This is a genomic window from Cellulosimicrobium sp. SH8 (assembly GCF_025818875.1).
GTDB lineage: Bacteria > Actinomycetota > Actinomycetes > Actinomycetales > Cellulomonadaceae > Cellulosimicrobium > Cellulosimicrobium cellulans_D.
Genome location: NZ_JAMXMH010000004.1, coordinates 58,017 through 83,033 on the forward strand (window position 1 = coordinate 58,017; position 25,017 = coordinate 83,033).

The window sequence follows — 25,017 nt, forward strand, 5'->3', positions numbered from 1 at the left end:
GCACTCCGGGCGGAAATTCGGTAAAGTACGCGTAAAGCGCGCACGTGGGAACGGGGGTCGAGATGGACTGGCTGTGGTGGGTCGGAGCGGCGCTGCTCCTCGGTCTCGTGGAGATCATCTCGCTCGACCTCGTGCTCATCATGCTGGCCGGCGGCTCGCTCGCCGCGGCCGGCGTCAACGCTGCGGGCGGGCCGCTGTGGCTGCAGATCGTGGCGTTCGCGGTCGTGAGCGCGGTCCTGCTGCTCACGCTGCGGCCCTGGCTCCTGCGCCACCTGCGCTCGCGGGTCCCGCTCACGGAGACGAACGTCGCCGCCCACGTGGGTCGCACGGCGCTCGCCGTCGACCGCGTGAGCGAGTTCGGCGGCCGCGTCAAGCTCGTCGGCGAGGTCTGGACCGCGCGGACCGAGCCCGACGCGCCCCAGATCCCTGTGGGGACGGAGGTGCGCGTCGTCCGGATCGACGGCGCGACCGCCGTCGTCGCGCCGCTGCCCGCGCAGCACCCGACCGGGTCGTGACCGACCGGCACGACCCGCACCGCGCCGCCGGGCGACCGGTCGCGCCGACGACCAGGAGGTAGTCGATGAACGACCCCAGCCCCGGAACGATCCTCGCGTACGTCGTCCTCGCGCTGATCCTGATCTTCGTGATCGTCGCGCTCGTCAAGGCGGTGCGCATCGTGCCGCAGGCGGTCGCGATCATCGTCGAGCGCCTGGGCCGGTACTCCCGCACGCTCGAACCGGGTCTGCACCTGCTGGTGCCGTTCATCGACCGTGTGCGCGCCTCGGTCGACCTGCGCGAGCAGGTCGTGTCGTTCCCGCCGCAGCCCGTGATCACGTCGGACAACCTCGTGGTCAGCATCGACACGGTGATCTACTTCCAGGTCACCGAGCCCAAGTCGGCGGTCTACGAGATCGCGAACTACATCACGGCGATCGAGCAGCTCACCGTCACGACGCTGCGTAACGTCATCGGTTCGATGGACCTCGAGCAGACGCTCACGAGCCGCGACCAGATCAACGGTCAGCTCCGCGGCGTGCTCGACGAGGCGACCGGCCGCTGGGGCATCCGCGTGAACCGCGTCGAGCTCAAGTCGATCGACCCGCCGCCCAGCGTGCAGGGCTCGATGGAGCAGCAGATGCGGGCCGAGCGTGACCGTCGTGCCGCGATCCTCACCGCGGAGGGCGTCAAGCAGTCGCAGATCCTCACGGCCGAGGGTGAGAAGCAGGCCGCGATCCTGCGGGCCGAGGGTGACGCGCAGTCGAAGATCCTCACCGCGGAGGGCGAGGCCCGCGCGATCCTGCAGGTGTTCGACGCCATCCACGAGGGCGACGCCGACCCCAAGCTGCTCGCGTACCAGTACCTGCAGATGCTCCCGCAGATCGCGAACGGCACCGCGAGCAAGCTGTGGGTCGTGCCGACGGAGTTCACGGCGGCGCTCGGGTCCATCGCCAAGGGCTTCGGCGGCGTGCCGGGGATCGACGGCGGGGGCGTGCCGACCGCGACGCCCGCCGAGGACGCGGAGGCCGCCGAGGCGAGCGCCGAGGCGCGCCGCGAGCGCGAGCGCGACCGCGTGAAGTTCGGCGTGCCGTCGCTGACCGACCCGTCGGAGGCGCTGGCCGAGGCGCGTCGTCAGGCTGAGGCGGCCACCGCGGACGCCACGAGCGCGGGCACGCGCTCCGGTCTCCCGTTCGACCCGCAGACGGAGCGCGGCCAGCACCCGGGCGGTGCCGGTGAGCACCGCGCTGGCCCGCCGGAGCCAGGTGCCGCGACGCCGCGCCCGCTGGGCGGCCCGTCGCAGTACGCACCGCCCCCGCCGCCGCCCGTGGAGGACGCGCCAGGGGCGGACGAGCCGCCCTCCGACGAGCAGCCGCCGTCGTTCCCGCCGCACCGCTGACCTCCGTGGTCGGCGCCGGGCGGCCGACGGCGGCGGCATCGCGGCGCTGACGCCCGCGTCGCCGGCACCGTCCTGGTGACGCGCGGCGGGGCTGGACCCGCACCACAGAGCCCCGCACCTCCCGGGTGCGGGGCTCTCGCGCGTCGCGCCGGGGACGCGTCGTCGGTCGCGCGAGGGTTCCGCCGTGAGCAGACGGCGTTGCGAGTGAGTGCTCACTCAGTTACCGTCGCCCTCGTGACACCGCTCCCCGTCCCGTCGGACGCACCGCCCGACACGTCGTCCGACGTGATGCCCGAGGCGCCCCCGGACGCACCCGCTCCCGAGCGCACGCGCGCCCGCCCGCTCTCGCGCGAGGAGCGGCGCGACGCGATCGCGGCCGCGACGATCCCGCTGCTCGTCCAGCACGGCGCGGCCGTGACGACCCGGCAGATCGCGGACGCCGCCGGGGTCGCCGAGGGGACGCTGTTCCGCGCGTTCGCCGACAAGGACGAGATCCTCCACGCCGCCGTCGTGCGTTCGCTCGACCCGGCGCCCGCGGTCGCCGCGATCGAGTCCCTCCCCGACGACTACGGCCTGCGCCCCCTCGTGGTGAGCATCGTCGAGTTCCTCCTCGAGGCGCAGCGCGTCGGCATGCGGATCTTCTCCGCGGCGCACCAGGTGCTCGAGCCGCACCGGGCGTCCGGGCACGGAGCCGGTCCCGACGGCGACCCGCGGACCGACGGCCAGCTCCGTGACGACACCGCGCGTCGGATGCGCGCCGGTCACGGCCCGGACGCGCGACGCGCGGGGTTCGACGCGCGGGAGCGCTCCGCGCGCGAGATCGTCGGGGCGATCGAGCGCAAGCTCGCCGACCACCGCGCCCGGCTGCGCGTGGACCCGGGGCTCGCGGCGCGCGCCGTCTTCTCCCTGGTGTTCGGAAACGCCTTGCCGCACCTGTCGGGCGGTGACAGGCTCGACGCCGTGCAGCTCGCCGACCTGATCCTGGGCGGCATCGGAGCGGACGTCACCACCGACCCCTCGCCCTGACGGGCGTTCCGGCCTCACCTCCCGCGGAAGCCCTCGCTCGGCCCCGCTCCCGGTTCGAGCCCCCCGGCGTGCCGGGAGCGTCCACGGCCCGACCGCCCGTCCCGTAGCCCCCACCCGGACAGGAACCCCATGCTCGTCAGCCTCTTGCGGACGCGGTTGCGTCCCTACCTGACACCGATCCTCATCCTCCTCGGCCTGCAGCTCGTGGCGACGCTCGCGTCGCTGTACCTGCCCAGCCTCAACGCCGACATCATCGACCAGGGCGTCACGCAGGGCGACACCGCCTACATCATGCGCACCGGCGGGCTCATGCTCCTCGTGAGCCTGGGCCAGGTCGTGTGCGCGGTCGCGGCCGTCTACTTCGGCGCGCGGGTCGCGATGTCGTTCGGCCGCGACGTGCGCGCCGGGCTGTTCACCAACGTGCAGCGCTTCTCCGCCCAGGAGATGGGCCAGTTCGGCGCGCCCTCCCTCATCACGCGCACGACGAACGACGTGCAGCAGGTGCAGATGCTCGTGCTGCTGTCCCTGACGATCATGGTCATGGCGCCGATCATGCTGGTCGGCGGCGTGGTCATGGCGCTGCAGGAGAACGTCGAGCTGTCCGGTCTGCTCCTCGTCATCGTGCCCGTGCTCGGCGTGAGCGTCGGGCTCATCATCTGGCGGATGGTCCCGTACTTCCGGCAGATGCAGAAGAAGATCGACGGCATCAACGCGGTCCTGCGCGAGCAGATCACGGGCATCCGCGTGATCCGCGCGTTCGTGCGCGAGCGGCGCGAGGCCGAGCGGTTCGACGTCGCGAACGACGCCCTGTTCGACGTCTCGCTCAAGGCGGGCAAGCTCATGGCGCTCATGTTCCCGACCGTCATGCTCGTCATGAACGCGTCGAGCATCGCGGTGCTGTGGTTCGGCGGTCGGCAGATCGACGCCGGAGACATGGAGGTCGGTGCGCTCACCGCGTTCCTGTCCTACCTCATGTACATCCTCATGGCCGTGATGATGTCGACGATGATGTTCATGATGGTGCCGCGCGCGGCGGTCTCCGCCGAGCGCATCACGGACGTCCTGCGCACGACGGCCACGGTCGTCGAGCCGGAGCGTCCCGTGGCCCTCACGTCGCGCACCGGCCGCGTCGAGCTCGACGGCGTCGAGTTCGGCTACCCGGGAGCGGAGGACCCGGTCCTGCAGGACGTCTCGTTCGTGGCCGAGCCCGGGCAGACGACGGCGATCATCGGCTCGACGGGCTCCGGCAAGACGACGCTGCTCAACCTCGTGCCGCGCCTGTTCGACGTCACGGGCGGGTCCGTGCGCATCGACGGGACCGACGTGCGCGACCTCACGGGCGCGGACCTCGGCTCGCTCCTCGGCCTCGTACCGCAGAAGGCGTACCTGTTCTCCGGCACCGTCGCGGACAACCTCCGGTACGGCCGCCCCGACGCGACCGAGGAGCAGATGTGGGAGGCGCTCGACGTCGCCCAGGCCCGCGAGTTCGTCGAGGCGCTGGACGGCGGGCTCGACGCGCCCGTCGCGCAGGGCGGGACGAACTTCTCGGGCGGCCAGCGCCAGCGGCTCGCCATCGCCCGCGCGATCGTGCGCGACCCCGCGGTCTACCTCTTCGACGACTCGTTCTCCGCCCTCGACTACGCGACCGACGCGCGCCTGCGCGCGGCCCTCGCGCCCCGTACCCGGCACTCCACGGTGATCGTCGTCGCGCAGCGCGTCGCGACGATCCGCGGCGCCGACCAGATCCTCGTGCTCGACCACGGCCGCATCGTCGGCCGCGGCACGCACGCCGAGCTCCTCGAGTCCAACGAGACGTACCAGGAGATCGTCTACTCCCAGCTCTCGATCGAGGAGGCAGCATGAGCGGCGAGCAGGACGCCTCGCGCACGCCCGCGCCGTCGGGCCCGGACGCCCCCGGCCCGGACACGCCCGCCGCGAAGGGCCGCGACGTCGCGTCCACGCGGATGGCGGGACGGCCGCGCGGCGGTGGCCCCGGCCCCATGGGCGGCATGGGGGTGCCCGGCGAGAAGGCGCTCGACTTCAAGGGCTCGCTGCGCCGGTTCGCCGCGTCGCTGCGGCCCGAGCGCGTGCCGATCGTCGCCGTCGTGATCCTCGGCGTCGTGTCGGTGGCGCTCGCGGTCGCCGGCCCCAAGCTCCTGGGCAACGCGACGAACATCATCTTCGCGGGCGTCGTCGGGTCCCAGCTGCCCGCGGGCGTGACGCAGGCCCAGGCCGTCGACGCGCTGCGGGCCCAGGGGCAGGACCAGATCGCGGACCTCGTCTCGGGTGTCCCGGGTCTCGTCCCGGGCGAGGGCATCGACTTCACGGCGCTCGCGACCGTGCTGGCGTGGGTGCTCGCGGTCTACGTCGGCTCGTTCCTGTTCGGCTGGCTGCAGGGGCGCATCACGGCGATCGTCGTGCAGCGCACCGTCTACCGGCTGCGCGGCGAGGTGCAGGCCAAGCTCGGGCGCCTCCCGCTGTCGTACTTCGACCGCAACCCGCGCGGCGAGATCCTCTCGCGCGTGACGAACGACATCGACAACATCTCCCAGACCCTCACGCAGACGCTCTCGCAGCTCGTGACGTCGGTCCTCACGGTCTTCGGCGTGCTCGGCGTGATGTTCTGGATCTCGCCGCTGCTCGCGGTGGTCGCGCTCGTGACGGTGCCGCTGTCCGTGATCATCACGGCCCAGATCGCGAAGCGCTCGCAGCCGCAGTTCATCCAGCAGTGGGCGGCCACGGGGCGCCTCAACGCCCACATCGAGGAGATGTACACCGGGCACACGCTGGTCAAGGTCTACGGTCACCAGCAGGCCGCGATCGACGACTTCGAGCGCGAGAACGGCGCCCTGTACGACGCGAGCTTCAAGGCGCAGTTCATCTCCGGCACCATCCAGCCGGCGATGGGCTTCGTCGCGAACCTCAACTACGTGATCGTCGCGGTGGTCGGCGGGCTGCGCGTCGCGTCGGGCACCATGACGCTCGGTGACGTGCAGGCGTTCATCCAGTACTCGCGCCAGTTCACGCAGCCCATCACGCAGATCGCGTCGATGATGAACCTGCTCCAGTCGGGTGTTGCGTCGGCCGAGCGGGTCTACGACCTGCTCGACGCCGAGGAGCAGACGCCGGACCCGTCGCCCGCCGCGACGGTCGACCCGGTGCGCGGCCGCGTCGCGTTCGACGACGTGTCGTTCTCCTACACCCCGGACACCCCGCTCATCGAGCACCTCGACCTCGTCGTGGAGCCCGGCCAGACGATCGCGATCGTCGGGCCGACGGGCGCGGGCAAGACCACGCTCGTCAACCTGCTCATGCGGTTCTACGACGTGGACTCGGGCCGGATCACGCTCGACGGCGTGGACACGCGCGACATGACGCGCGACGACCTGCGCTCCGACATCGGCATGGTCCTGCAGGACACGTGGCTCTTCAAGGGCACGATCGAGGAGAACCTGCGCTACGGCGTGCGGGACGGCCGGGAGCTCGACGACGAGGCGTTCCTCGCGGCGACGCGTGCGACGCACGTCGACCCGTTCGTGCGCACGCTGCCCGACGGGTATGCGACGGTGATCGACGACGAGGGGTCGAGCGTGAGCGCGGGCGAGAAGCAGCTGCTCACGATCGCGCGCGCGTTCCTCGCCGACCCGGCGATCCTCGTCCTCGACGAGGCGACGAGCTCGGTCGACACGCGTACGGAGGTGCTCGTGCAGCAGGCGATGAACGCGCTGCGCGAGGGCCGCACGTCGTTCGTCATCGCGCACCGGCTGTCGACGATCCGCGATGCGGACACGATCCTCGTCATGGAGCACGGCTCGATCGTCGAGCAGGGCTCGCACGACGAGCTGCTCGCGGCGGGCGGCGCGTACGCGCGGCTGTACGAGAGCCAGTTCGCGGCGCCCGTCGGCGCCGAGGCGGAGGACGACGCGGTGGACGCCGCCGCGGCTCCCGCGGGGCGGCCGGCCGGCGCCTGACACGGCTCGGCCCGCGGCGGTCCACCGGAGGGCGGACCGCCGCGGGCCGCGTGCGGGCACGACCAGGGCCGCGGTCGGGCGGCGACCTGCCCGGGCTCAGGCGAGCGAGAGGAACAGCTTCTCGAGCTTCGCCACGTCGAGCGTGGGGTCCTCGCCGTCCTCGGCCGGCTCGGTGAGGCACTGGCGCATGCCGGACGCGATGATCGCGAAGCCCGCGCGGTCGAGCGCGCGCGACACGGCAGAGAGCTGCGTGACGATGTCCTCGCAGTCCCGCCCCTCGTCGATCATGCGCACGACGGCCGCGAGCTGGCCCTGCGCGCGCTTGAGCCGGTTGACGACCTTGTCCATGTCGGTGCGGTCGAGCTCCACGGTGTTCTCCTGCGTTCGTCTCGGCGGTGGCAGCGGGCGTGCTGCCGGGGCGTGCTCGTCGGGGTCGGGAAGCGGTGGCGGCCGGTGTCAGCCGCAGGTGCAGCGCTGCTCGGGCGGCACCTCGGCCATGACCTCGTCGGCGTGCATGCCGCAGCCGGTCCAGGTGGTCTTGCCGCACGTGCGGCACAGGGCGGGACTGCACACGGTGTGTCTCCTCGGTTCGGGGGTTCGGGGGTTCGGAGGTTTCAGCGGTTCGGGTGCGGGGGTCGGCGCTCGGCCGGGTGGTGCAGGATCAGCGTCGCACGGCTCCGCCCGCGGCCTGCCACGCGCCGATCCCGCCGGACAGGCTCGTCGCGGCGTACCCGAGCGAGCGGAGCTGGCGGGCCGCGGTGCGCGAGCGCATCCCGGACGCGCACATGACGACGACGGTCGCGCCGTCCTTCAGGCGACGCGGCCCGGCGGTCGAGACGTCGGCGAGCGGCACGTGCACGGCCTGAGGCGCGTGCCCGGACCGCCACTCGTCGCGCTCGCGCACGTCGAGGAGCGTCGCCCCGTCGCGGACGAGCTGCAGCGCGGTGGGCGCGTCGACCGTCGGGCGGACGCCGTCGTCGGTGGGGCGGGAGAAGAGGCGGCGGAGGCGGTCGATCATGCGGGGACTCCTTCGAGGTCGCGCGCGGCGCGCGGCGTGGTGGTGAGGGTGAGCCAGCCGCCGGAGAGGTTGCGCGCGTCGAGCCCGGCGGCGAGCAGGATGCGGGTCGCGAGGTAGGAGCGCACGCCGCTCGCGCAGTGCACGGCGACCGGGCGCCCCGCCGCGGCGGCGCGCACCTCGTCGAGCCGCTCGCGCAGCTCGGTGTGCGGCACGTTGAGGGCGCCGTCGAGGTGGCCACCGGCGTGCTCGGCGCGCGACCGGACGTCGAGCACGAGCGACGTCGCGACGACCTCGTCGAGGTCGGTCGCGTGCCACTGCGGCAGGGTGCCGTCGAGCACGTTCTGCGCGACGAACCCGAGCATGTTGACGACGTCCTTGGCGGCACCGTAGGGCGGCGCGTACGCGAGCTCGAGCTCGGCGAGGTCGTCCGCGGTGAACCCGGCGCGCAGCGCCGTCGCGAGGACGTCGATGCGCTTGTCCACCCCGGCGCGACCCACGGCCTGGGCGCCGAGCAGGCGTCCGTCGGGAGCGAAGCTCGCCGTGACGTGCACGGGCTCGGCGCCGGGGAACCAGCCGGCGTGGTGCGCCGCGTGCACGCGGACCTGCTCGTGCGCGATCCCGGCAGCGGCGAGCGTCGTGCGGCTCGGCCCGGTCACGGCGGCGGTCAGACCGAACACGCGCACGATCGCGGTGCCGAGCACGGGCGCCTGCGGCGTGGTGCGGCGGCCGAGCATCGAGTCGGCGGCACGTCGTCCCTGGCGGTTGGCCGGTCCGGCGAGCGGGACCGGGCCGGTCGCTCCCGTCACGGCGTGCACGACCTCGACCGCGTCGCCCACCGCCCACACGTGCGGGTCGGACGTGCGCTGGTCGGCGTCGACGCGGATCGCGCCGCGCTCCCCGAGGGCGAGCCCGGTGGCCGCGGCGAGGTCGCTCGTGGGTCGGACGCCGACGCTCACGAGCACGACGTCCGCGTCGAGCGCGGTGCCGTCCTCGAGCTCGAGCGTGACGGCGTGGGCGTCGCCGGTCGGCCGCGGCACGACGGCGGTCGCGGACGTCCCGAGGTGCAGCCCGACCCCGTGGTCGCGCAGCTCGTCCGCGAGCAGCGGCGCGAGGTCGGGCTCGAGCGGCGGGAGGACCTGCTCGGCGCGCTCGACGACGTCGACCACGAGCCCGCGCGCGACGAGCGCCTCCACCGCCTCCAGGCCGATGAACCCCGCGCCCACGACGACGGCCCGCACCGGTGCGGTGCGCCCGGCGGTGACGTCGGCCTCGAGGTCCGTGAGCCGCCCCGCGAGCGCGTCGAGGTCCGTGATCGTCCGCAGCGTGTGCACGGCCGGGTGGTCGATCCCCTCGACCGGCGGGAGCACGGTGGTCGCGCCCGGCGCCAGGAGGAGCGCGTCGTACCCGAGCTCGTACGTCCCGTCCGCGGCGGCGACGGTGACCGTGCGCGCGGCGCGGTCGATCGCGGTGACGCGGTGCCGGGTGCGCACGTCGAGGTCGAGGCTCGCGCGCAGCGACGCGGGAGAGTGCAGGAGGAGGGCGTCGCGGTCCGCGATCTCGCCGGACACCTGGTACGGCAGGCCGCAGCCCGCGAACGAGACGTGGTCGGACTGCTCGAGCACGACGATCGACGCGTGCTCGTCGAGGCGGCGGGCGCGCGCTGCGGCGCTCATGCCGCCCGCGACGCCCCCGACGATCACGACGCGGCGTGCGCCGTGGGTGTCGGACGGACGGGTCGTCGAAGCAGGAGTCGAGGTGATCATGACTTCACGATACCCCGGGGGGTATCCCTTGACGCAAACCGTCGGGCTGAGAGGTCCGTCACGGGACGTCCGGGGCGGCGGGCGCGGCCGCTCACAGCCGACGAACAGCCACGCCATCCGAGTGGCACACACCCGCTCCGTAGACACGGACCATGAGCACCCCGACCTCGACGAGCACCCCGGCCCCGACCCCGCACGACCAGATCCCGCACGACCCGCCCACCGCCCGGCGCCGACGACGATGGCGCGTCGCGCTCGTCGGGTCCCTCGCCGTGCTGCTCCCGCTGGGAGGCGCGACGGCGTGGGCGCTGGACCGGTTCGTCGTCGAGCACGTCGAGATCGCCGACGTGTCGGCGTACGAGGCGTCGCAGGGTGCCGACGCGGACGGGGCGTCGGAGCAGGGCACGACGGCGGACGGCAGCGCGGGCGCACCGGACGGCGGCTCGACCGGCACCTCGGACGGCGGCGCGAGCATCGACGGCGACACGTACACGTCCGACGGCACGAGCATCACGGTCTCCCGGGTGACCACCGGCTCGGGCGACGACACCGTGACGTACTACGTGGCCGACGTCGCGCTCTCCGACATGACGGACCTGCGCTCCGCGTTCGCGCAGGACGCGTTCGGCACGAACATCACGGAGACGACGTCCGACATCGCCGCCGACAACGACGCGGTCCTGGCGATCAACGGCGACTACTACGGGTTCCGCGACACGGGCATCGTCATCCGCAACGGCGTCGTGTACCGCGACGAGGGCGCGCGCGAGGGCCTGGCGCTCTACCGCGACGGCCACGTCGAGGTCTACGACGAGTCGACGACCGACGCGCAGAGCCTCGTCGACGCCGGCGTCTGGAACACGCTGTCGTTCGGGCCCGCGCTCGTCGAGGACGGCGAGGTCGTGGCCGGGATCGACGACGTCGAGGTCGACACGAACGTCGGGAACCACTCGATCCAGGGGGAGCAGCCGCGCACCGCGATCGGCGTGATCGACGAGAACCACCTCGTCCTCGTCGTCGTGGACGGCCGTCAGGAGGGCTACTCGCGGGGCGTGACCATGACCGGGCTCGCGGAGATCCTGCAGGACCTCGGCGCGACGACGGCGTACAACCTCGACGGCGGAGGATCCTCGACGCTGTACTTCGACGGCGAGGTCGTCAACAGCCCGTCGCAGGGACGCGAGCGCGGCACGTCCGACGTCCTCTACGTCGCGGACGGTGCGTGATGGCCGCCGCGACCACGCACGCCCCCGCAGCGCTGCCCGGCGCGGGCGCCGCCCGGACCGCCGTCGTCGTCCCCGCGTACCAGCCGGACGCGCGCCTCGTCGCCCTCGTGGACGCGCTGGGCGCCGCGGTCCCCGGGCTGCCGGTCGTGGTGGTCGACGACGGGAGCGACCGGCGGTGCGGGGGAGTGTTCCGCGCGGTGCGCGCGCTGGGCGCGGTCGTGCTCGCGGTGCCGGTCAACCGCGGGAAGGGCCACGCGCTGCGCACGGGGATCCGGTGGGTGCGCGACCGCCTGCCGGGCCACGGCGTCGTGTGCGCCGACGCGGACGGGCAGCACACGGTCCTCGACGTGCTGCGCGTGGCGGCGCGGTCGCAGGCCGAACCCGACGCGGTCGTGCTCGGCGCGCGCCGCTTCGCCGGTGTCGTCCCGCTGCGCAGCCGCGTGGGCAACGCCGCGACGCGCTGGGCGTTCACGGCCGCGACGGGGACGCGCGTGCGCGACACCCAGACCGGGCTGCGCGCCTACGGGCCTGGCCTGCTCGACGCCCTGCTCGCCGTGCGCGGCGACCGGTACGAGTACGAGCTGCGCGCGCTCCTCGACGCGACCCGCACGGGCCGCCGGATCGTCGAGGTGGACGTCGCGACGGTCTACCTCGACGACAACGCGTCCTCGCACTTCCGGCCCGTCGCGGACTCCCTGCGCGTGTGGGTGCCGCTGCTGCGGTTCGCCGCGTCGTCGCTCGGGTCGGCCGTGGTCGACGTCGTCGCGCTGCTCGTGCTGCACGCGCTCACCGGGTCGCTCCTGGCGGCCGCGGTGGGCGCGCGCCTGCTCAGCGCGGGCGTGAACTTCTCCGTGAACCGTCGCCTCGTCTTCGCCGGCGGGCGCGGCGTCCCGCTGCGCGCCGCCGTCGTGCGGTACGCGGCGCTCGCGGTCGTGCTGCTCGCGGCGAGCTACGGGCTGCTCGCGCTGCTGACCGGTCTCGGCGTCCCGCTCCTCGCGGCGAAGGTCGGCACCGACGCCGCGCTGTTCGCGACGAGCTACGAGGTGCAGCGGCGGGTGGTGTTCGCTCGCCTCACCCCTGGACGGCGCGCTGACCGGCGTCGTGGCGCTCGACGAGCGCGGGCACGTGGTCGCGCGCGGTCCAGCGCCGGCCGATCCACTTGATCACCTCGACGAGCAGGAAGACGACGATCGCGAGCCCGAGCGTCTTGCCCCACTCGACGACGTCGATGGGGGCCGAGTCGAACCAGGAGTGCATGAACGGGGCGTAGACGAACACGGCCTGGAGGGCGAGGAGCGTCACGGCCGAGATCCAGATCACCCGGTTGCCGCGGAGCACGTCGAGCGTGAGGCTCGACCGGTCGAGGAACCGGCAGTTGAACAGGTACGCGAGCTGGCCGAGCGCGAGCATCGTCACGGCGGTTGTCTGCGCCTCGGCGATCGGGACTCCCTGGGCCCGCTCGACGTAGAACAGCAGGATCGTCGCGCCGCCGATGAGGAGCGAGACGAGCAGGATGCGCCGCACGTAGGCACCGTCGAGGATCGACGCCTTCGGGTCGCGCGGGGCGCGGCGCATGACGTCGGGCTCCGCCTTCTCGTACGCGAGCGCGAGCGACAGCGTGACGGCGGTGATCATGTTGATCCAGAGGACCTGGACCGGCTGCAGCGGCAGCGTGAGGCCGAACAGGACCGCGACGAGGATGACGAGCGACTGCGCGCCGTTGGTCGGCAGGAGGAAGAGCACGGACTTGCGGATGTTGTCGTAGATCCGCCGCCCCTCCTTCACGGCGCGCTCGATGGTCGCGAAGTTGTCGTCCGCGAGCACGACCTCCGCGGCCTCCTTGGTCGCCTCCGTGCCCTTGATGCCCATCGCGACGCCGACGTCCGCCTGGGTGAGGGCGGGGGCGTCGTTCACGCCGTCGCCCGTCATGGCGACGACCTCGCCGTGCGACTGCAGGGCCGAGACGATCCGGATCTTGTGCTCGGGGCTCGTGCGCGCGTAGACGTCGACGTCGCGCACCACCTGGCGCAGCCGCTCCGTGCTCATCTCCTCGAGCTCCGGGCCGGTGAGCACGTCCGGCGCCGCGGTCTGCCCGGTCTCGTCGTGCGGGTCCACGATGCCCATCTCGCGGCCGATCGCGAGGGCCGTGCCCGCGTGGTCGCCGGTGATCATCTTCACGCGGATGCCCGCGTCGCGGCACTCGGCGATGGCCTCGATCGCCTCCGGCCGCGGCGGGTCCACGATGCCGACGAGCCCGCACAGCTCGAGCCCGTCCGCGACGTCGTCGACGTCCAGGTCGGCCGTGCCGTCCGCGGCGGTCCGCCGGGCGGCGGCGAGCACGCGCAGCCCGCGCCCGCCGAGCGCGTCGATCTGCGCGTCCCAGAACGCGCGGTCGAGCGGCTCGGTGCCGCCGTCCGTGCCGACCTGCGTCGCGCAGCGGTCGAGCACGCGGTCCGGCGCGCCCTTGACGTGCACGTGCAGGCCGCCGTCGGGGTCGGCGTCGAGCGTCGCCATGAACTTGTTCTCGGACTCGAACGGCACGACGGCGACGCGCCGCCACCCCGTGGGGTCGACGCCCGCCTTCATGCCGAGCGTGCGCAGCGCGCCCTCGGTCGGCTCGCCCACGAGCCGCCAGCCGTCGGCGTCCGACGCGTCGGGGACGATCCGCGCGTCGTTGCAGAACATCATGACGGTCGCCAGGGCCGCGAGGTCGCGGTCGTCGGCGAGGTCCGCGTGCCGCGTGCCCGAACCCGGTCCGTCGCCCGGGTCTCCCGCCGCACCGGGTGCGCCGGTCGGTCCGGGGCGAGACGCGTCGTCGGGCACGGTCACGTCTCCCACGGGCGCGTACCCCGCGCCCGCGACCGCGAAGGTGCGCGCGCTCGTGCGGACCGTGCGCGCCGTCATCTCGTTCTTGGTGAGCGTTCCCGTCTTGTCCGAGCAGATCGTCGTGACGGACCCGAGCGTCTCGACCGCGGGCAGCTTGCGCGTGATCGCCCGGCGGCGGGCCATCTGCTGCACGCCCAGCGCGAGCGTGATGGTCACGAGCGCGGGCAGGCCCTCGGGCACCGCGGCGACCGCGAAGCCGATCGACGCCGAGATGAGCTCCGGGACGGTGAAGTCGTGGAAGACCCGGCCGATGATGACCATGACGACGGCCATCGCGAGGATGAGCACCGCGAGCAGCTTGCCGAACCGGTCGAGCTGGCGCGTGAGCGGCGTCGCGAGGCTGCGGACCTCGGAGATCATCGTCTGGATCCGGCCGATCTCGGTCGCCGTGCCGGTCGCGGTGACGACCCCGACACCCTGGCCCGCGGCCACGAGCGTGCTCGAGAAGAGCATGCTCGACCGGTCTCCCACGCCCGCGTCGGCGCCGACCGCGTCGACCTTCTTGGCCGCCGCGACCGACTCGCCCGTCAGCGCCGACTCCTCGACGCGCAGGTTCGTCGCCTGGACCAGCCGCACGTCCGCGGGCACGCGGTCGCCCGAGCGCACGCGGACGACGTCACCCGGCACGACGTCGTCGGCGTCCACGCGCGCCCACGCACCGTCGCGCCGGACCTCCGCGTGGACCGAGAGCATGTTGCGGATGCCCTCCAGGGCGCTCTCCGCGCGGCCCTCCTGGATGAACCCGATCGCCGCGTTGATGACCGCGACCGCGAGGATGACCGTGAAGTCGACCCAGTCGCCGAGGATCGCCTTGAGCACCGCCGAGACGAGCAGGATGTAGATGAGGACATCGTCGAAGTGGACGAGGATCCGCTTCCACAGCGGGTCGCGCTGCGGCGGGGGCAGCCGGTTGGGCCCCACCGCCGCGAGCCGTGCCGCGGCGTCCGCGTTCGAGAGGCCACCCGCGTCCGTGCCCAGCTCGGCCAGGACCTCGTCGGGCGGGCGCGACCACGGCACGTCGAGCGGCCGCTCGGCCGTGCCTGCGGAGGTCGACGAGACCGTCGTGGCGGGGGTCGATGCTGCGTCCGGCGCGGATCCCATGCCCCTATTCGACCCCCGATGCCCGGATCGCGCGAGAGACGAAAGACCGTGAGCCGCGCCACGGCCGGGCTCACGCGTCGAGCAGGACCTCCCGAAGCGGGCTCGTGTCCCGGACGATCTCCAGATCGTCGCCGACGGGCGCGGCGAGAAGGTGCTCCGCGAGCCCGGTGCCGGCGCCGACCATCTCGCGGTACAGGTCGATCCCGATGATCACGGCGACTGCCGTCCCGTCCTTCGTCACGACCTGCGGCTCGTCCTCTGCCGCGCGGAGCAGAGCGTCCAGGCCCCGCTGGGCCTCGTCGATGGTCCAGTCCATCCGCCACCTCCCGTCGTCCCTGGCACCAGGGTAGGGCCGGTGATGCAGGGTCCGGGTGCCGTTCACGAGACACCTTCGGTGCCGCCGCAGATCGTGATGCCCGGACCGAGGTCTCACCCCTCGTCACCTCCTCCGCCCGGAGGTGCGTACGTGACGGAGACGCGCGGCGCTGCTGGGAGAATCGACGCGTGAGCGACACCAGCACCCGGGCCGACCTGCGGGTCGTGCACGTCACCGACCCCTCCGACGACCGCCTCGCGGACTACAACCGGCTGACCGACGTGGCGCTGCGGTCCAAGCACGAGCCGGAGAAGGGCCTGTACATCGCCGAGAGCTCGACGGTCATCCGGCGCGCGCTCGCCGCGGGACACCGGCCGCGGTCGTTCCTCATGGCGGAGCGCTGGCTCGACGACCTGGCCGACGACATCGCCGCCCTGCCGGTCGACGACGCCCCCGGCGGCACGGGCGAGCAGGTCCCGGTCTACGTCGGCGCGCCCGACGTGCTCGAGGCGATTACGGGGTTCCACCTGCACCGCGGGGCGCTCGCGGCGATGCACCGCCCGCCCCTCGCGTCGGTGCACGACCTGCTCGGCGCCGCCCGCGGCGGGACGGGGGCCCGACGCGTCGCCGTGCTGGAGGACGTCGTCGACCACACGAACGTCGGCGCGATCTTCCGTTCGGCCGCCGCGCTCGGCGTGGACGCCGTGCTCGTCTCGCCGCGCTGCTCCGACCCGCTGTACCGACGCTCGGTGCGCGTGAGCATGGGCACGGTGTTCCAGGTGCCGTGGACGCGGTTCGAGACGTGGCCGGGCGGGCTGGACGTGCTGCGCGAGGAGGGCTTCACGGTGGCGGCGCTCGCGCTCGCCGACGACGCGGTGAGCCTCGACGACGTCGTCGCGGACCCGCCCGAGCGGCTCGCGCTCGTGCTCGGCACGGAGGGCGACGGGCTGTCGCGCGGCGCGATCGCGGCGGCGGACCGGGTCGTGACGATCCCCATGGCCGGGGGAGTGGACTCGCTCAACGTCGCCGCGGCGTCGGCGGTCGCGTTCTGGGGGACGCGCGTGCCCTGACCGCGCCGCGCCCTGTCGCGGAGGCGACCCCGGCCTCCGGGAACAATCGGGCGCGACGGCGCGTTGGGCCCGTGTCCGTACGTCGTACGAGAAGAGGTTCCGTGCCGGTCCAGCCCTCCCCGTCCCTGTCTGACACCGCTCCGTCCCACGCCGCTCCCTCCGACGCCGCGTCGCTCGCCGTCGCCGAGGAGCAGCGGCATCTCGACGCCGCGCTCGCGCGTCGCGCCCAGCTCCTCGCCGAGCTGGACGACCAGCTCGCCCTCCCCGCCGACCCTGACCTGCCCGGTGCCGAGGACGTGGTCGAGCGCTCGCGGCGGGCCGGGCTGCGCCGTCGGCGCAACGAGCTCGAGCGGGCGGAGAGCGGGCTCGTCTTCGGCCGCGTCGACACCGTCGAGGGCGTCACGCGCCACGTCGGGCGCGTCGGGATCGCCGCGCCCGACGCCGACGCCGACCCGCTCGTGCTCGACTGGCGCGCCCCGGGCGCTCGCGCCTTCTACACCGCGACCGCGCGCGAGCCGCAGGGCCTCGCGCGGCGCCGGCACGTGCGGACCGCGGGGGAGCGCGTCACCGGCGTGGACGACGAGCCGCTCGACGGGTCGGCGGCCGGGGCGGACGACGAGGACGGCCTTGTCGGCGAGGGCGCCCTGCTCGCCGCGCTGTCCGAGCGCCGGACCGGCCGCATGGGCACCGCGGTCGCGACCCTCCAGGTCGAGCAGGACGCGATCGTGCGCGCCCCGGCCGAGCAGACGCTCGTCGTGCAGGGCGGCCCGGGCACGGGCAAGACGGTCGTCGCGCTGCACCGCGTCGCGTACCTGCTGTTCACGCACCCGCACCTCGCGGAGCGCGGCGTGCTCCTGCTCGGCCCGTCGTCGCGGTTCCTCGAGTACGTCGCCCAGGTGCTGCCCGCGCTCGGGGAGACGGCCGTCGTCTCGGCCACGTGCGACACGCTCGTGCCCGGCGTCGTGCCGGAGCGCGACGAGTCGCGGGACGTGGCCGAGATCAAGGGGCGTGCGCTGTGGCAGGGCGTCGTCGCCCGGTACGCCGACGCTCTCGTCCCGGACGCGCGGGCGCTGACGGTGCGCCTCGACGGCGAGCCGCTGACGCTCGACGCGGCCCGCGTGGGGCAGGTCCTGCGCGCCGCGCGGGCGGGCGGGCGCAGCGTGCTCGCCGCGCGTCGTCGAGCCGTGGACCTCGTGCTCGACGCTCTCGTCGACGAGGCCGCGGCGCGGCACGCGGAGCTGCTCGAACGCGTCGAGGAGGGGTTCGAGGACGTGCTCGGGAAGATCGACGCCGGGCTCGCCGCGCGCGACGACCGAGCCCCGACCACCGGCGCGCGCGGCGGCGACGTCGACGGCGAGCTCACGGACGACGACCTCGACCGGCTGCGCGGCGAGCTCGCGCGCGACGGCGAGTTCACGGCGGTCCTCGACGCGTGGTGGCCCGTCGTCGACGCCAGCACGGCGCTCGCGGACCTCCTGGGCGACGGCGTGCTTCTCGCCCGCCACGCGCCCGAGCTCGCGCCCGTGGAGGTCCGCCGGGTGACGGGCGAGCCGGCGACGCTCGCGCCGAGCGACGTCCCCCTCCTCGACGCGCTCGCCGACGCGCTGGGCACCCCCGACGCCCCGGGCGAGCAGGGCGAGTTCCTCGCGCAGCGGGCCGCGACCCGCCGCGACTGGGTCTACGGGCACGTCGTGGTCGACGAGGCGCAGGAGCTCTCGCCCATGCAGTGGCACATGGTGCTGCGCCGCTGCCCGACCCGGTCGGTGACCGCCGTCGGGGACGTCGACCAGACGGAGGCGCCGCACCGTCACACGGACTGGGCGGACGTCGTCGGCCCGGTCTTCGGGGAGCGCTGGCACCGCGCGGACCTGACGATCTGCTACCGCACGCCGCGCGAGGTCATGGAGCTCGTCGGGCCGGTGCTGCGCGCGGCGGGCAGCCGCAACGCGCCGCCCCGCGCGGTGCGCGACGCGGGGGTCGCGCCGCACGACGTCGTCGTGCCCGCCGATGCTCCGGGCGCGAGCCTGGGCGCGACGGTCGCCGCGGAGGTCGCGCGCCTCGTGGAGCGGTACGACGGCGGTTCCGTCGGGGTCGTGGCGCCGCGCGACCGGCTCGGGCACCTGGGCACCGCCGTCGACAGCGTCCCCGTGCTCAGCACGTCGGAGGCGAAGGGGCTCGAGTGGGACGCGGTGGTCGTCGTCGACCCGGACGGCATCGCCGCGGAGCCGCGCGGCTGGAACGGGCTGTACGTCGCCATGACCCGGTGCACGCAGGAGCTCGCGCGCGTCACCGTGGGCGCGCCGTCCGGCACCGGCTGACCGCGCCGGCTCACTCACGGGAGGTCGACCGGGCGAGCCGGTCGACCTCCCGCGCCACGACCTCGACGAGCGCCGGCTCTCCGAGCGGGAGGAAGTGCCCCGCGAGCGGCAGCTCGACGTTCCGCCCGCCCTCGAGCCGCCCGGTCTCCGGGACGTGCGGGTCGAAGCGCGGGTAGACGGCGGTGATCCGGGCGTCCACGCCGCGCTCCGCGGCGAGCGCGAGCAGCGCCGCGTCCCGGGGCGAGAACGCACGGAGCGTGCGGCCCACGACGTAGCGCGCGTAGCTCGACCCGTTGAACGGCGTCGCGACCGCGACCATGCCGGCGACGCGCGCGCCTGCGGCCGACAGCATGACGCGCTTGCCCACGAGGCCGCCCTTGCTGTGCGCGACGAGGACGACGTCGTGCAGGTCCTCGTCCTCCAGGAGGCGCGCCACGAGCTCGGCGCCCTCGGCGAACGGGCGCCGGTTGTGCCCGAGGCCGGGCACGGCGCGGACGCGGTGGCCCGCGGCGGCGAGAGCCTCGGCGACGGGCGCGAGCAGGTGCCACGTCTCGAGCACCCCGGGCAGGAGGACGACCGTCCCGCGTTCGCCCGTACCCGTCGGGACGGGCCGCCGAGGGCGCAGCGCGGCGGCGACCTGGCGTCCGGCCACGTACGCGTAGTCCACCGCCCGTTCGCGCAGGCGCAGCCCGGTCCGCGGGCTCGCGCCGGCGCTCGTCCGCGGCGCGGGGCGGGCGTCCGGGCGCGGGGCCCGGCCGGGGGGCTCGGTCACCGCCCCAGCATGGCCCGCCGGGCGGGGCCGCGCGAGGGCGCCCGCCGGTCCCGGCCGGTCCCGAGGGCACGGTCGGAGGTCGCTGGTGAGCCCGGTCACATGGTGGCAAGGGGCTGGTTCGGACGCGGCGACATAGATTAGCCTCACCTATGTGAGTGGAACCTCAGTTGCCCCGAGCCCGGCCGGAGCGCCCGGCGCCCCGGCCCTCGCCGGGCACGACCTGCGGCTGTCCTACGACGCGCGCACGGTCGTCCACGGCGCCGCGCTCGAGCTCGCCCCGGGGGCCGTGACGGCCCTGATCGGGCCCAACGGCTCGGGCAAGTCGACGCTCCTGCGCTCGCTCGCGCGCCTGCACCGCCCCGACGCCGGGACGGTCGCGCTCGACGACGCGCCCGACGCGCTCGCCCTGCACCCCAAGGACTTCGCCCGGCGGGTGACGCTCCTGTCGCAGAGCCGGCCCACGCCGTCGGGCGTGAGCGTGCGCGACGTCGTGGCCTACGGGCGCCACCCCTACCGCGGTCGGTTCCGCGCCAACGACCCCGACGGCCCGCGCGCGATCGCGCACGCCATGGACGTCACGGGCATCACGACGATGGCCGACCGCGGCGTCGACGAGCTCTCCGGCGGCGAGCTCCAGCGCGTGTGGCTCGCGACGTGCCTCGCGCAGGACACGCAGGTGCTCCTGCTCGACGAGCCGACGACGTACCTCGACCTGCGCTACCAGGTCGAGCTGCTCGACCTGGTGCGCGACCTCGCGACGGAGCACGGCGTGGCCGTCGGCGTGGTGCTGCACGACCTCAACCAGGCGGCCGCCGTCGCCGACCGCGTCGTCCTGCTCCACTCGGGCGTCGTGCGCGCCACCGGGCCCGCCGACGAGGTCCTGACGTCCGAGCTGCTCACCGAGGTCTACGGCATCCACGTCGACGTCTACACGCACCCCCTCACGGGGCGCACGTGCTGCGAGCCGCTCGGGCGGCACGCAGCGCGGCTCGACGCGGCCGTCCTCGTCTGACCCGTACCACCCGACGCACCACCCCACGACGTACCCCGCACCGACCCACCGCCCGGCCCCGACGCGCGGCCCACCGGCCCGCCCGACGGAGCACGGCCCGGGCACCGACCGAACCCGAAGGACACCCATGCGCTCGACCACCCGTTCCCTCGCCGCGGGCGCCCTCGCGCTCGCCACGGCGCTCGCGCTCACCGCGTGCGGCACGACCGAGGACCCCGCGGCCGCCGACGACGCCGAGGCGACGACCGACACGGCGTCCGGCCCGGTCACCGTCACCGACGAGCGTGGCGAGGTCACGCTCGACGCCCCGGCGACCGACATCGTCTCGCTCGAGTGGGGCCTCACGGAGAACCTCGTCGCGCTCGGCATCGAGCCCGTCGGCCAGGCGGACGTCGAGGGCTACAACACGTGGGACACGGTCGCGCCGATCGACGCGAGCACGCCCGACGTCGGCACGCGCGGCGAGCCCAGCCTCGACGCGATCTCCGCGCTCGAGCCGGACCTCGTCGTCACGACGACGGACCTGCCGGAGAACGTCATCGCCCAGATCGAGGAGGTCGCGCCGGTGCTCGCGCTGCGCGGCTCCGACGGCGAGGACCCGATCGGCTACATGCGCTCCACGGTCGAGACGCTCGGCACGGTCACGGGCCGCGAGGACGAGGCGGCCGCCGCGCTCGAGACCTACGACGCGAAGATCGCCGAGGCCACCGCGGCGCTCGACGAGGCCGGCGTCGGCGGCGTCGACTTCGTCATGGCCGACGGCTGGATCACGAACGGCGCCGTCTCGATCCGCATGTACACGCCCGGCTCGTTCTTCGGCGCGATCGGCGAGGAGCTCGGGCTCGTCAACGCCTGGACCGAGGGCGGGGACCCGGACTACGGCCTCGCGCAGACCGACGTCGAGGGCCTGACGCAGCTCGGTGACGTGCAGTTCCTCTACGTCGCGAGCGAGTCCGAGGCCAACCCGTTCGAGGAGGGCCTCGCCGGCAACGCCGTGTGGGAGCAGCTCCCGTTCGTCACGGCCGGGAACGTGCACCGCCTGCCCGACGGCATCTGGATGTTCGGCGGCCCGCTGTCCGCGGCGGCCTACGCCGACGCGGTCGTCGAGGCGCTCACCGCGGCCTGACACCGGTCCGCACCACCACCGGGCGCGGTCGCGACCGGGACGACGAGAAGGCTGACGAGAACCACAGTGCTGACGAGGACATCGTGACGCGCCCGGAGCAGCGCACGACGGCGGAGCCGGACACCCTCCTCCTGGAGGACCCGGCTCCGGCCGTCGTCCCGGGGCCGGGCGGTACCGGCGACGGAGGTACCGGGGACGGCACGCCCGCAGGCCCGACGGCGGCCGCGCCCCGCGCGCGGACGTCGCTCCTCGGGATCGCGGGCGTGTTCGTCGTCGCGGTCGTGGTCGCGGCGGTGCTCGCCGCCGTGCACCTGACCCAGGGCACGGCGGACGTCGGGCCGGGGGACCTCCTGCGGCTGCTCACCGGCGGCGAGGGCGTCGACCAGACCGTCGCCGTCCTCGTAGCCTCGCGCGTGCCGCGGCTCCTCGCGGGCCTGCTCCTGGGCGTCGCGCTCGGCGTCGCCGGTGCCGTGCTCCAGTCGGTCGCGCGCAACCCGCTCGCGTCGCCCGACACGCTCGCGGTCAACGCCGGCGCGTACCTCACGGTCGTGGTCGTCGCCGCGTTCGGCATCTCCATCCCGTTCTACCTCCAGGGCGGGCTGGCGTTCCTCGGCGGGCTCGCCGCGGCGGGGCTCGTGCTCGTCCTCGCGCGCGGCGGCGCCGACGGCCCGACCCGGCTCGTGCTCGCCGGGTCGGCGATCATGCTCGCGCTGCACTCGCTGACGACGGTCCTCCTCGTGCTGTTCGAGCAGGAGACGATGGGCCTGTTCGCGTGGGGGAGCGGGTCCATCGTCCAGTCGGGCACGCGCACGGTCTCGCTGGCGACGCCCGTCGTCGTGGTCGGCGTCCTCGCCGCCCTGCTCCTCTCGCGCCGCCTCGACCTCCTCGGCCTCGGCGACGACGCCGCGACCGTGCTCGGCGTCGACGTGCGCCGCACGCGCGTCCTGTCGGTCCTCGTGGCCGTCCTCCTGGCCTCGATCGCGGTGACGGTCGCGGGACCGGTCGGCTTCGTCGGCCTCGCCGCACCGGTCGTGGCGCGGCTCGTCGCGCGCCGGGTTCCCGGGCTCGGTCGGCACGTGCTGCTCCTGCCGTTCGCGGCGATCGTCGGGGTCGTCGTCGTCCTCGGCGCCGACGTCCTGCTCCGCCTGCTGCTGCCGGGCACGCTGTCCATCGCCGTGCCGACCGGCATCGTGACGACGGTCCTCGGCGCGATCCTGCTCATCTGGCTCGCGCGCCGCCTGCGCGACTCCGGGCCGGCGTCGTCGCGCGGCGCGCACGGCGCGCTGTCCCGCCCGCGCTCGCGGCGGGCCGTGCTCGTGGTCGTGGTCGTCCTGTCGCTCGCCGTCGCCGCGGCCACCGTCGCGGGCCTGCTGCTCGGGGACCGGGTCGTGCTGCTGGGCGACGTGGCGAACTGGTGGAACGGGCTCGCCGGGCGGCACGTGACGTTCGTCCTCGACCAGCGCTTCCCGCGCGTCCTCGCGGCGCTCCTGGCCGGTGCCGCGCTCGCGCTCGCCGGCACGATCGTCCAGGCCGTGTGCCGCAACCCGCTCGCCGAGCCGAGCCTGCTCGGCGTCACGTCGGGCGCCGGGCTCGGGGCCGTGACGATGATCCTGCTCGTCCCGGGCGTCGGGATCTGGCCCATGTCCGCCGCGGCGGCCATCGGGGCGTTCGCGGTGTTCGGGCTCGTCTACGGGCTCTCCTACCGCGGCGGCCTCAGCTCCGACCGGCTCGTGCTCATCGGCATCGGCGCCCAGGCCGGGGTCATGGCGCTCATCACGCTCCTCGTGGTCGTCGTCGCGCCGTGGGACGTGAACCTCGCGCTCACGTGGCTCTCCGGCTCCACGTACGGGCGCACGCTCGAGCAGCTCATCCCCGTCGCGCTCGCGCTGCTCGTGCTCACGCCGCTGGCCGCGGTCTACCGTCGCGACCTCGACGTCCTGGCGCTCGACGACGACACCCCGCGCGTCCTCGGCGTCGCGCTCGACCGCACGCGCCTGCTCCTCCTCGCGGCCGCCGCGCTGCTCACGGCCGCCGCGGTCTGCGCCATCGGGGCGCTCGCGTTCGTGGGCCTCGTCGCGCCGCACGCCGCGCGGGCGCTGGTCGGCGCGCGGCACGGCCGGGTCGTCCCCGTCGCGATGCTGCTCGGCGCCCTCCTGGTGTCCGTCGCGGACACGCTCGGGCGCGTCGTCATCGCGCCGGAGCAGATCCCCGCAGGCCTCGGCACGGCCCTGCTGGGCGCGCCGTACTTCGTCTACCTGCTGTGGCGCAGCCGCGGCCGGGGAGCGTGACGCGTCTCACCGTGCCGGGGCCTGATCCGAGGCTCGGACGGGTTGACCCCGCCGAGGGTGCGTAGGTTAGCCTCACCTGTGTGAGCCAGACCGTCGCCGCACCCCGCACCCGAGCCCGTCGCCCCATCGCCCGGGCGACCGCGCCGTGGCGCTTCTTCGACGTCGAGGTGGCGCGCGTCGAGCAGGTCTCGCCCAGCTTCCGGCGGTTCACGTTCACCGGCCCGGAGCTCGACCTCTTCGGCGACCCCGGCCTCGACGTGCGGATCAAGTTCGTCCTGCCCGCGCCCGACGGCGGCTACGAGCACCTCGTGCGCGACGCCGAGTCCTGGTACGCCGCGTGGCGCGACCAGCCCGAGGAGCGCCGCAACCCGCTGCGCACCTACACGACCGTCGCGGTGCGCCCCGAGGCGCGCGAGGTCGACGTGGACGTCGTGCTGCACGGCGACGCCGGCCCCGCCTCTCGCTGGGCGCTGGCCGCCGAGGTCGGCACGCCGCTCGTCCTGCTCGGCCCGGACGCGACGTTCGACGGTCCCGTCGGCGGCATCGAGTTCCGACCGCCGACGCGCCCGCACGCGCTCCTGCTCGCCGGCGACGAGACCGCGCTGCCCGCGATCGCCGCGATCTGCGAGGACCTGCCCGCCGACGCGTGGGGCGAGGTCTACGTCGAGGTGCCGCACGTGGGCGACGCGCGCGACCTGGTCACGCCGCCCGGCGTCCGCGTGACGTTCCTCGCGCGCGACGACGTCCCCGGCGGGCCGCACGACGCCCACGGCGCGCGCCTCGTGCCCGCCGTCCAGGAAGCAGCCGCGCGCATCCTCGGCGCGGGCGTCCTCGGGACGGACCCGCCCGTCCAGTGCCGCACCGCGGAGGACCTCGAGGACGTCGACGTCGACGCGTCGATCCTCTGGGAGGTCCCGGGGCTGCTCGAGGAGGACACCGTCCTCTACGCGTGGCTCGCGGGCGAGGCGAGCGCGATCAAGATGCTGCGCCGCCACCTCGTGACCGACCTCGGCGTCGACCGCCGCGCCGTCGCGTTCATGGGCTACTGGCGCGAGGGCCGCGCCGAGAGCTGACGCGCTCCACGAGACGAGAGAAGTGGCCCCTCACCGTGCACGGTGAGGGGCCACTTCTCGCATCTCGGCTCGCGGGTCCCGGTCTGACCTGGTGAGGACGGGGACGAAAGAGGGAGGCCGACCGGCCTCCCTTTCCAAGGTATAGCGCACGGGGGGT

The 25,017-nt window shown here is 74.5% G+C and carries 19 protein-coding genes; 13 read left to right on the forward strand and 6 right to left on the reverse strand.

From position 1 onward, the window contains the following. Positions 1-44 precede the first annotated feature (44 nt). From NF338_RS06920 to NF338_RS06940, 5 genes are all read left to right on the forward strand, one after another. Positions 45-515, forward strand: coding sequence for an NfeD family protein (locus NF338_RS06920; protein ID WP_318782992.1), 471 nt, complete (start codon positions 45-47; stop codon positions 513-515). Positions 516-580: 65 nt separating this feature from the next. Continuing rightward, complete coding sequence (locus tag NF338_RS06925) at positions 581-1,894, forward strand: SPFH domain-containing protein (RefSeq protein ID WP_264030103.1); 1,314 nt, start codon at positions 581-583, stop codon at positions 1,892-1,894. A 234-nt stretch (positions 1,895-2,128) separates the two neighbouring features. Continuing rightward, a complete protein-coding gene (locus NF338_RS06930) occupies positions 2,129-2,920 on the forward strand; it encodes a TetR/AcrR family transcriptional regulator (RefSeq protein ID WP_264030104.1) in 792 nt (263 codons plus the stop codon). Positions 2,921-3,049: 129 nt separating this feature from the next. Next, a complete protein-coding gene (locus tag NF338_RS06935) occupies positions 3,050-4,783 on the forward strand; it encodes an ABC transporter ATP-binding protein (protein ID WP_264030105.1) in 1,734 nt (577 codons plus the stop codon). Next, on the forward strand, positions 4,780-6,891 hold the full coding sequence (locus NF338_RS06940) for an ABC transporter ATP-binding protein (protein WP_412846294.1): 2,112 nt from the start codon (positions 4,780-4,782) through the stop codon (positions 6,889-6,891). The genes NF338_RS06935 and NF338_RS06940 overlap by 4 nt, the downstream gene beginning before the upstream one ends. A gap of 96 nt (positions 6,892-6,987) precedes the next feature. Here NF338_RS06940 and NF338_RS06945 read toward each other — a convergent pair whose 3' ends face one another. From NF338_RS06945 to NF338_RS06955, 3 genes are all read right to left on the reverse strand, one after another. Further along, the gene (locus NF338_RS06945) at positions 6,988-7,260 is read right to left on the reverse strand and encodes a metal-sensitive transcriptional regulator (protein WP_087472270.1); all 273 of its coding nucleotides are present in this window, start codon (positions 7,258-7,260) and stop codon (positions 6,988-6,990) included. 292 nt (positions 7,261-7,552) lie between these two features. Then, positions 7,553-7,909 (reverse strand): rhodanese-like domain-containing protein, encoded by a 357-nt coding sequence (locus NF338_RS06950; protein WP_264030106.1) that lies wholly within the window; start codon positions 7,907-7,909, stop codon positions 7,553-7,555. After that, on the reverse strand, positions 7,906-9,672 hold the full coding sequence (locus NF338_RS06955; protein ID WP_264030107.1) for an FAD-dependent oxidoreductase: 1,767 nt from the start codon (positions 9,670-9,672) through the stop codon (positions 7,906-7,908). The genes NF338_RS06950 and NF338_RS06955 overlap by 4 nt, the downstream gene beginning before the upstream one ends. 152 nt (positions 9,673-9,824) lie before the next feature. Between NF338_RS06955 and NF338_RS06960 the strand changes: the two genes are divergently transcribed. Together NF338_RS06960 and NF338_RS06965 are read left to right on the forward strand one after the other, a co-directional pair. After that, positions 9,825-10,898: a phosphodiester glycosidase family protein gene (locus tag NF338_RS06960; RefSeq protein ID WP_264030108.1), complete on the forward strand. Its 1,074-nt coding sequence runs from the start codon at positions 9,825-9,827 to the stop codon at positions 10,896-10,898. After that, positions 10,898-12,061: a glycosyltransferase family 2 protein gene (locus NF338_RS06965; RefSeq protein ID WP_264030109.1), complete on the forward strand. Its 1,164-nt coding sequence runs from the start codon at positions 10,898-10,900 to the stop codon at positions 12,059-12,061. The genes NF338_RS06960 and NF338_RS06965 overlap by 1 nt, the downstream gene beginning before the upstream one ends. On the opposite strand, the gene NF338_RS06970 is transcribed toward NF338_RS06965, so the two are convergent. Both NF338_RS06970 and NF338_RS06975 read right to left on the reverse strand, forming a co-directional pair. Next, positions 11,970-14,885 carry a cation-translocating P-type ATPase gene (locus tag NF338_RS06970; protein ID WP_264030110.1) on the reverse strand — a complete coding sequence of 972 codons (2,916 nt, stop codon included), beginning with the start codon at positions 14,883-14,885 and terminating at the stop codon, positions 11,970-11,972. The two genes, NF338_RS06965 and NF338_RS06970, sit on opposite strands and share 92 nt — an antisense overlap. Before the next feature lie 70 nt (positions 14,886-14,955). Further along, the gene (locus NF338_RS06975; protein ID WP_264030111.1) at positions 14,956-15,201 is read right to left on the reverse strand and encodes a type II toxin-antitoxin system Phd/YefM family antitoxin; all 246 of its coding nucleotides are present in this window, start codon (positions 15,199-15,201) and stop codon (positions 14,956-14,958) included. 188 nt (positions 15,202-15,389) lie between these two features. Here NF338_RS06975 and NF338_RS06980 point away from each other — a divergent pair, with 188 nt between their 5' ends. Beyond that, on the forward strand, positions 15,390-16,271 hold the full coding sequence (locus tag NF338_RS06980) for a TrmH family RNA methyltransferase (RefSeq protein ID WP_264030112.1): 882 nt from the start codon (positions 15,390-15,392) through the stop codon (positions 16,269-16,271). A 101-nt stretch (positions 16,272-16,372) separates the two neighbouring features. Beyond that, a complete protein-coding gene (locus NF338_RS06985) occupies positions 16,373-18,589 on the forward strand; it encodes a HelD family protein (RefSeq protein WP_264030113.1) in 2,217 nt (738 codons plus the stop codon). A 10-nt stretch (positions 18,590-18,599) separates the two neighbouring features. Here NF338_RS06985 and NF338_RS06990 read toward each other — a convergent pair whose 3' ends face one another. Then, the gene (locus NF338_RS06990) at positions 18,600-19,361 is read right to left on the reverse strand and encodes an alpha/beta fold hydrolase (RefSeq protein WP_264030114.1); all 762 of its coding nucleotides are present in this window, start codon (positions 19,359-19,361) and stop codon (positions 18,600-18,602) included. A gap of 151 nt (positions 19,362-19,512) precedes the next feature. On the opposite strand from NF338_RS06990, the gene NF338_RS06995 reads away from it, so the two are divergent. The 4 genes from NF338_RS06995 (at position 19,513) to NF338_RS07010 (ending at position 24,860) form a co-directional block, all read left to right on the forward strand. Next, the gene (locus NF338_RS06995; RefSeq protein ID WP_412846300.1) at positions 19,513-20,373 is read left to right on the forward strand and encodes an ABC transporter ATP-binding protein; all 861 of its coding nucleotides are present in this window, start codon (positions 19,513-19,515) and stop codon (positions 20,371-20,373) included. 127 nt (positions 20,374-20,500) lie between these two features. Further along, positions 20,501-21,499 carry an ABC transporter substrate-binding protein gene (locus NF338_RS07000; RefSeq protein ID WP_087472259.1) on the forward strand — a complete coding sequence of 333 codons (999 nt, stop codon included), beginning with the start codon at positions 20,501-20,503 and terminating at the stop codon, positions 21,497-21,499. 254 nt (positions 21,500-21,753) lie between these two features. Next, positions 21,754-23,787, forward strand: a complete 2,034-nt coding sequence (locus tag NF338_RS07005; RefSeq protein ID WP_412846382.1) for an iron ABC transporter permease — start codon at positions 21,754-21,756, stop codon at positions 23,785-23,787. A gap of 80 nt (positions 23,788-23,867) precedes the next feature. Continuing rightward, positions 23,868-24,860 (forward strand): siderophore-interacting protein, encoded by a 993-nt coding sequence (locus NF338_RS07010; protein WP_264030116.1) that lies wholly within the window; start codon positions 23,868-23,870, stop codon positions 24,858-24,860. Positions 24,861-25,017: the final 157 nt, after the last annotated feature.

What these genes read in the sequence shown, in the direction of transcription:
- NF338_RS06970 (WP_264030110.1), bottom strand. Translation starts at nt 14,885, where the DNA reads ATGGGATCCGCGCCGGACGCAGCATCGACCCCCGCCACGACGGTCTCG.
- NF338_RS06935 (WP_264030105.1), top strand. Translation starts at nt 3,050, where the DNA reads ATGCTCGTCAGCCTCTTGCGGACGCGGTTGCGTCCCTACCTGACACCG.
- NF338_RS06965 (WP_264030109.1), top strand. Translation starts at nt 10,898, where the DNA reads ATGGCCGCCGCGACCACGCACGCCCCCGCAGCGCTGCCCGGCGCGGGC.
- NF338_RS06955 (WP_264030107.1), bottom strand. Translation starts at nt 9,672, where the DNA reads ATGATCACCTCGACTCCTGCTTCGACGACCCGTCCGTCCGACACCCAC.
- NF338_RS06975 (WP_264030111.1), bottom strand. Translation starts at nt 15,201, where the DNA reads ATGGACTGGACCATCGACGAGGCCCAGCGGGGCCTGGACGCTCTGCTC.
- NF338_RS06940 (WP_412846294.1), top strand. Translation starts at nt 4,780, where the DNA reads ATGAGCGGCGAGCAGGACGCCTCGCGCACGCCCGCGCCGTCGGGCCCG.
- NF338_RS06925 (WP_264030103.1), top strand. Translation starts at nt 581, where the DNA reads ATGAACGACCCCAGCCCCGGAACGATCCTCGCGTACGTCGTCCTCGCG.
- NF338_RS06950 (WP_264030106.1), bottom strand. Translation starts at nt 7,909, where the DNA reads ATGATCGACCGCCTCCGCCGCCTCTTCTCCCGCCCCACCGACGACGGC.
- NF338_RS06960 (WP_264030108.1), top strand. Translation starts at nt 9,825, where the DNA reads ATGAGCACCCCGACCTCGACGAGCACCCCGGCCCCGACCCCGCACGAC.
- NF338_RS07000 (WP_087472259.1), top strand. Translation starts at nt 20,501, where the DNA reads ATGCGCTCGACCACCCGTTCCCTCGCCGCGGGCGCCCTCGCGCTCGCC.